We start from the raw sequence: 1,197 nt of genomic DNA on the forward strand, positions 1-1,197 counted from the left end.
TCTGAAATGGGGCGAAAGTCTGTGGACTCTGTGTAAGACAGTACATGGTTTTTTAACTGTGGTATGCGACGGTGGTGGAAGCAGAAACTTAAATCGTGAGGTTTAGGAATCGCCGCCCTAAAAGTGCGGCGAGGATGTCAATGAGAGGTAATATTAATTTGAATGAGGTTTTACGGTTATGACATTAGCAAAACTTATTTATCGGGGGGGGGATAAGAATTGCTTATCCAAGATAGCGATCACATCCTCTGTTTTAGCTGTTAGTACCTTCGTGATTGTACCTGTTAACGCTTCTAACGTCACCTTGAACTTTAATACCTTACCAAGTTCACAAGGATGGACGTATTTGGTAGATGGTAATACAGCAACGGAGACAGATGTGTTTTCTATCAGTAACGGTGTTCTCACTCAAAATACATTAGGATCAGGTGATGGTGTTAACGGCTATAGGTTAGCGAATGTCGTTGACACGACTCAGCCTTTTACCTTATCTTGGCGATCACGAGTGCTTCAAGATGAATTTGTACTAAATCCTCAAAATTTCTTTGGTTTGGGATTAAGCATCAATAGTTCATCACAACGTTTTACGGTTGGGTTTGGGACTGACGCAATCGGCATTTCAGCATTTCAAATACTGCCAGGATCATTTAACAATACCGTGTTTCATAATTATCGCTTGGAAGGTTCATTTAACAGCGGAAACGCTCAATTATACATTGACGACCTACCGATTGCCACTTTAGCCCTTTTGAGTGGAGTTACCCCAAATGCTTCCGACGGACTTTTCTTTGGGGATGCAACAGGTTACACTAATGCACTAGCGGAGATAAGCAGTTATAGTTTTATACAGGGTACTCTTCCCGGATCAGTTCCCGAACCTTCATCAATTCTAGGGTTACTGAGTTTAGGAGTATTAGGAATAGGTGCAGCCTTAAACCGAAAACTATAACCCCTAAATTATCATCGGCAAAAGTTCCCTGACTTCCTTGTACATTTAAAGTCAGGGATTAAGCGTTTGCTTGACATAAATGTATATCTCGACAACCCCAGAGTCTTATGATTTCCACCCTAACCCTTGAAGAAATCAAAACCCTAGTCTATCAACTTCCCCTCTCAGAACAAATTTCTCTCTTAGAAGACCTCGAAGACAAGCTAGAAACCCTCACCCTCATGAAACTAGCAGAAACAGGCTTTCCA

At 41.5% G+C, this 1,197-nt stretch carries 1 protein-coding gene; it reads left to right on the forward strand.

The annotated features are described in order from the left end of the window. The first annotated feature begins 178 nt into the window (after window positions 1–178). The gene (locus PX481_RS17955; protein ID WP_002761553.1) at window positions 179–949 is read left to right on the forward strand and encodes a PEP-CTERM sorting domain-containing protein; all 771 of its coding nucleotides are present in this window, start codon (window positions 179–181) and stop codon (window positions 947–949) included. Window positions 950–1,197: the final 248 nt, after the last annotated feature.

It is taken from the genome of Microcystis sp. M53603_WE2 (assembly GCF_030065435.1).

Excerpts from the sequence above, each read along its gene's own strand:
- PX481_RS17955 (WP_002761553.1), top strand. The coding sequence starts at position 179 with ATGACATTAGCAAAACTTATTTATCGGGGGGGGGATAAGAATTGCTTA.